This is a genomic window from Natronoarchaeum sp. GCM10025703 (genome assembly GCF_042661985.1).
GTDB lineage: Archaea > Halobacteriota > Halobacteria > Halobacteriales > Natronoarchaeaceae > Natranaeroarchaeum.
The window spans coordinates 372,953-378,985 of sequence record NZ_JBHSZF010000002.1 but is presented as its reverse complement, the minus strand read 5'-3'; the positions used below and the strand labels follow the sequence as shown (position 1 = coordinate 378,985).

The 6,033-nt window shown below is 56.7% G+C and carries 4 protein-coding genes and 1 pseudogene; 4 read left to right on the top strand and 1 reads right to left on the bottom strand.

The window, feature by feature from the left end; genetic code table 11:
• Positions 1 to 265, bottom strand: a pseudogene (locus ACFQH2_RS19000) (HNH endonuclease); the annotation flags it as partial.
• A gap of 952 nt (positions 266 to 1,217) precedes the next feature.
• On the opposite strand from ACFQH2_RS19000, the gene ACFQH2_RS18995 reads away from it, so the two are divergent.
• From ACFQH2_RS18995 to ACFQH2_RS18980, 4 genes are all read left to right on the top strand, one after another.
• Positions 1,218 to 1,547 carry a hypothetical protein gene (locus ACFQH2_RS18995; protein WP_377077043.1) on the top strand — a complete coding sequence of 110 codons (330 nt, stop codon included), beginning with the start codon at positions 1,218 to 1,220 and terminating at the stop codon, positions 1,545 to 1,547.
• Between the two features lie 314 nt (positions 1,548 to 1,861).
• Positions 1,862 to 4,036, top strand: a complete 2,175-nt coding sequence (locus ACFQH2_RS18990) for a PAS domain S-box protein (protein ID WP_377077118.1) — start codon at positions 1,862 to 1,864, stop codon at positions 4,034 to 4,036.
• 227 nt (positions 4,037 to 4,263) lie between these two features.
• The gene (locus ACFQH2_RS18985; protein WP_377050825.1) at positions 4,264 to 5,736 is read left to right on the top strand and encodes an MBL fold metallo-hydrolase; all 1,473 of its coding nucleotides are present in this window, start codon (positions 4,264 to 4,266) and stop codon (positions 5,734 to 5,736) included.
• 3 nt (positions 5,737 to 5,739) lie between these two features.
• Positions 5,740 to 6,018, top strand: a complete 279-nt coding sequence (locus tag ACFQH2_RS18980; RefSeq protein WP_377050299.1) for a DUF3006 domain-containing protein — start codon at positions 5,740 to 5,742, stop codon at positions 6,016 to 6,018.
• Positions 6,019 to 6,033 lie beyond the last annotated feature (15 nt).

The following is a 6,033-nucleotide window of genomic DNA, read 5'->3' as shown; positions in this document are numbered from 1 at the left end:
CGTGAATTGTCGTCGTGTACGTCCCAGCACTCAGTTCGTCGTCGATCATCGACGGTTTCCAGTCCGAATCACTCCATTCCGCAACCGCACTCTCCACGAACGATCGCCCCTCGTCCGTCAATGCGAACATGTCCGAGCGCTCCTCGACGAGATCCATGCTCCGCAACCAGTTCACTCGCTGTCTCGCCATGTCGGTCTCTCCACGACTCCACCCTAACTCAGGATGCGTGTCCAACTGCTGTTCACTTACCGTCTCGAGTGTCATTGATCCAGCAGACAACGCATACAGGAGACTCCGTAGCCCAACGTTCCGATCACACATTATACGGAGCAGTGTCGCTATCTCTCCCTGTGCCATATATTCCTGACCAGCATCTCCCAGTACCCACTGTTCACCCACCTGGTGCAAGAAGCCGACCTGTTGAAGATAGCTGACCCGCCGCATGATCGACTGCCGACTGGATACGTTCAGAAAACGTTCCACGATGCCATCCGACGAGCTCATCCGACGTCGGATGATGTGCCTCGACAAACTGAAGAATCGCATTCAGCGTTGTAACGTATCGTGTTGCACCGCCAAACATTGGTACGATACTGCGCAGTCGATCCGTACTCATACAAAAACGGTATCCCGGACAGATGATGATCCTTTCCCTGACAGATAGACGTGTACAGAGATGATTCCCTGTCACAATTGGTGGCGATTGATCACCGGTGGTTCGCAGCTGCATGTGTATACGCTCCGGTCTACATAGACAACTCAAGTGACGTGATCTCCCCTGGTAAGTCGTCGAAGGACAGTAGTCCACTTGAGCAAACGTACGGTAACGTTGAGCATAGCAGAGACTACAATATCGTCGATAAATTGACATTGGTTAGTAACGTTGGAGCCAATAATGCCTTTTGTTGGCCGTTTTCGAGGAACTATCGTTTTTCCGGGATGGGTATCAGACGGAACTACAGTTATCTGTCCGAAGTGCGAGGAAGAGATGTTCGTCAGAGGTGGGCCGCAGACGGATCGGCTTCGTCACTTCGTGCATTACCCCGACAGCCGGAAGTGTAGCGGCGAGTCAGAGGAACATCGTCGGTGGAAGCACCTGGTGTTCCGTGCACTACACGATTTGCATCTTCCCAACCAAGAATCGCTCTTTTTCTGCATGGAAGGGAAGCTCGATGTCTCACATACTCCAACGGATCCAACTACCCGACACGCCGATGTGCTTCTTCGATTCGGTGCGCAGCACGATCAGTTCGGGGATGGAATCGCCTTCGAGATCCAACATCGAAACGAAGAGAAGGATCTCCACGCCGCTACGTATGATTATCTCGTCAATGGATACAGCGTGCTGTGGGTGACTCGAAATACGTTCACAAATGCGTTGTTTGACGCGGCGAAGGCGATTGCCGAGAGCGACGCCGACCGGATGTTCTTCCGCGAACGTAGTGTATCGCTTCCCGAATTCGACGAATTTCGTCAGTGGGACTTCGAGCAACTCGCGGGACTTCTTGACGGCACGCAATCACGCCTTCCGTTATACGCTGAATGAGGAGGCTCTGATAGCCCTACGTTGGGAATGAACAGGTAGATCCGAGTAGCCGGATAGGGTGTCATAGAACGGTCGCACAACCGATTCGCAACTACCCTCAATCGGTCAGTATAGCGTACACACATACCGCGACGATTGACAACCTGTCTGGAATCGATCAGAACATTGGTGTAACATACAGAGCGTAAAGTCAGTATCAGAACGTTTTTATTTTGAATATTTAAATATGAATTAATTTTTCGGTATCGACAAGGCCAATTTCAGTCCTGATTCTGCTACAGTAGGTTTTTGATGATAGTAACACTTTGTAGATTATGCCACTCAGTTCTCATCAAGATATTCAGATTCTCCACGTCGATGACGACCCCTCCATCACGGACCTAACAGGGACGTTTCTCGAACGCGAGGACGACCGCTTCGCTGTCCAGACAGCGACCAGTGCCGACGAGGGGTTGGAGAATATTAATGACCGCCCGCCTGACTGCGTCGTCTCGGATTACAACATGCCCGGCACGGATGGCATCGAATTCCTGCAGGCTGTCCGAGAGGAGTATCCCGACCTCCCGTTTATTCTCTTCACCGGCGAGGGCAGCGAGACAGTCGCCAGTGACGCCATTGCTGCCGGTGTCACCGACTATCTCCAGAAGGGGAGCGGCACCGAACGGTATGAACTCTTGGCCAACCGGATCCGCAACGCCGTTCGGGCCCGCGGCGAGGCCGAGCGGGCCGACAGACAAGAACAATTGATGCGATTGACAGAATTCGCAGGCGACACCGGCGGGTTCGAGTTTGACAGAGAGAGCAACACGATTCTGTTGACCGCTGGCACCCGGCGAATCATCGGGCGTCCCGACACATCGAAATCACTCTTGAGGAAGCGCTCGAACTGTTCCGCCCGGACGACCGCGAGGGCATTCAGCAAACACTCGACAGAGCCTTCAGAAACTGGCGAGGAACTGCACGATAGGTGGCGACTCCAGCAAGACGACGGCAACGAGCGCCTTCTGGACATCACGATCACTCCAGTCGTCGAAAACGGTGAGGTAACGAAACTCCGCGGGTCTGGCAACGACATCACCGACCGCAAAGAACGCGAACGGGAACTCGCAGCGGAACGACGGTTCATCGAGCAGGCACTCGACACACTCGATGACCTGTTCTACGTGCTCGACACGGACGGCAGCCTCCGACGGTGGAACAACCAGGTTCCGGAAACGACGGGGTATGCCGACTCGGAACTGGCCGATATGCAGGCTATCGAATTGTTTCCCAAAGACGACCGCCCGACAATCGCCGACGCGATCCAAACGGCTGTCTCAGGTGAACCAGTCACTGTCGAAGCTAACCTGCTCACTGCCGACGGCGAGCGGCTTCCCTACGAGTTCACCGGCGCACAGTTGATCGACGCTGATGGGAATACGACCGGAATAGTCGGTATCGGACGAAATCTAACCGGGAATAAAAACCGCGAGTATCGAGCGCTTGCCGAAGAATACGAGGCGCTGCTGGAAACATCCGGAGACGCGGTATTCATGCTCGATGTGGATACAACTGGCGAGGATCCAGCGTTCGAGTTCGCCCGACTCAGTCCTGGCTATGAGACGCAGACCGGAATCTCAACCGAGGAAGTTCGAGGGAAAACACCGCAAGCGGTCTTCGGCAGCGAACGAGGTGCCGAACTCGAAGCCAACTACACTCGATGCGTTGAGCAGCGCGCGCCGATATCGTACCGTGAAGAGCTCAACATCGCTGAAGATGCTCGGATTTGGGAGACAAGCCTCGCGCCAGTCATTATCGATGGCGATGTCATTCGGATCGTGGGTATTGCCCGGAACGTGACTGACCAGGTCGAACGAGAGCGCGAAATACAAACACAGAACGAGCGCTTGGAGGAGTTCACCAGCGTAGTCAGCCACGATTTGCGGAACCCACTCAGCGTGGCCGAAGGACGGTTGGAACTGATTCGGGACGTGTGTGAGAGTGACCATATCGACGACGTCGCACAGGCACTTGGCCGGATGGACACGCTCATCGAGGACATGCTGACACTGGCACAAGAGGCTGAGCAAATCGATGAGACCGAAGTGATTGGCCTGGCGAACATCGTCAAGAGTAGCTGGCAAACCGCGAACACAGAACAGGCAGTACTCGAAATCGAGACGTCTCAGTCTGTCGAAGGCGACCGGAACCGGCTCCAGCAACTGTTCGAGAATCTCTATCGCAACGCAGTCGAACACGGCGGTGACGGCGTGACAGTGTCTGTCGGATCGATGGACGACGGCTTCTACGTGGCGGACACGGGCCCCGGCATACCCGAAAGTGAGCGTGAGGAGGTCTTCGAGGCAGGATACTCAACGAATGAGGACGGAACTGGGTTCGGCCTGAGAATCGTCGAACAAATTGCCGACGCGCATGGGTGGGAGATTACCGTGACTGAGAGCAAAGGGGGCGGGGCCCGCTTCAGAAATTACCGGTGTCCAAAAAGCTGAGTGACCCATACGCGCCTTACATCTTGCATACCAAGACATTTATTATATTTATCTAGTAGTTCCCTCACCGGTCAGTTCGCAGCTCTGTTTAACAGTAGTCTCAGTCCATTGTCTCTGAAAGAGGTGTTAGAGACAGCCATTCCGAAGGGACCATGCTACAGGTTTGGCGCTACCACTACTACCGTCCCGGACGGAACACTCAAACACTGCCCCTGAATACACCGAGTATGAAACGAGCGATCCTCATAATCGCCGTAGTGCTGCTCGTCGGTCTTGCCGGATGTACGGCTAGCACCGGCGAGACCGAGGACGTGATCGACGACCCGCAGGCGGTGGGAGACGCCGTCGAAATCGTCGACCTGAACGTCGCGGACGTCTCACCCGGCGAGGAGTCCATCGTCCTCGAAAACACCGCCGATAAGCCCGCCGACCTCTCCGGATTCGAGCTCCGTGACCGAGAGGGCGGCCAAGTCGATGGCGGCCTCTCGCCCTTTTCGTTTCCCAGTGAGTTCGTCCTCGAACCCGGGGAGACAGTGAAAGTAACGACCGGAGACGGCGAGGCAACGGAGACCGAGCTGTACTGGGGATACAACGTCAACATCTGGCGAGGCGACGGCGACGTGGTTCGACTCGTCGACGCCGATGGCCAGGTCGTGATGGAGCACGCCTACGGCGACATGGTGGGAACCGAGTCGGACAGCGACGCCGGCGATGAGACCGACGACACCGATGACGAGACCGACGACGAGAGCGATGGCGACACACAGAGTACTGTTGAAGGCGAACTCGAAGTTCACCACATCGACGTCGGGCAGGGCGACTCGACCCTCATCGTCACGCCGGCCAACGAGACGATCCTGATCGACAGCGGCGACTGGTGCCAGAACGGCAGTGAGGTGATCGACTACCTCGAAGCACAGGAGATCGACCGGATCGACCACCTGGTCGCGACGCACGCCGACGCCGACCACATCGGCGGCCACGCTGCTGTGATCGAGCATTTCGAGACGAACGGTGAGGGCATTGGGACCGCGTACGATTCGGGCGTGCCCTCGAGTTCGGCGACCTACACTAACTACCTCGATGCCATCGACGAGCACGACGTCGAACTCCTTCTCGTCGAACGAGGTGACGAACTGCCGCTTGCGGGGACCGTCTCCGCGCAGGTGTTGCACCCGCCCACGGAGACCGGCAGCGACGTCAACGAGAACAGTATCGTGCTGACGTTCGATATCGGCGAGTTCCAGTACGTGACAACCGGCGACATCGACACCGATGTCGAACAACAACTGATCGAGGAACAAGGAAGCGATCTCGAGGGCGACGTGTACAAAGTCGGCCATCACGGGTCCTCGACCTCCTCCAGCGAGGCCTTGCTGGACACCATGACTCCCGAGACGGCCATCATTTCGAGCGCCTACGACTCACAGTACGGCCATCCGAACGACGTCGTGCTCGACCGATTCGCCGACCGGGATATCGAGACGTACTGGACGGGCGTCCACGGCGATATCGTGGTCCGAACCGATGGGACGGCGACTGCTATCGAGACCCAGGAGTCGTTCTCGACGGCTCCCGAGGATATCCTCGAGGAGACGCCCGACGCCGACGACACGGCGAACCTTCAGCCACCCAGCCCGCTTGTTGCAGGGAGTTCGGGCAGTGGGATTGATGGGACTGTCGCGTCTGTTGTGGGGTGAACAATGGAGGGGACTTACACTGCCGTTGTCGACCGGATCGAAGATGGCGATATCGCCGTGATCCTGCTCGAGGAGGATGGGGAGGTAATCGAGCAACTGGATATCGCGGCTGATCGTCTGCCCGAACCCGCTCAAACGGATGGGGGCGTGCTTTCGGTGACGCTCGAAGCGGGGGAGATCGTCTCGATGGAGTACCAACCGGAGGTAACACGAGACCGCCGCGAGTCCGCTCAAGAGAAGCTGGATCGGCTGTCCGAGCGGTTGTCCGATCGCGAGGAGTGATTAATATCCGGGGAC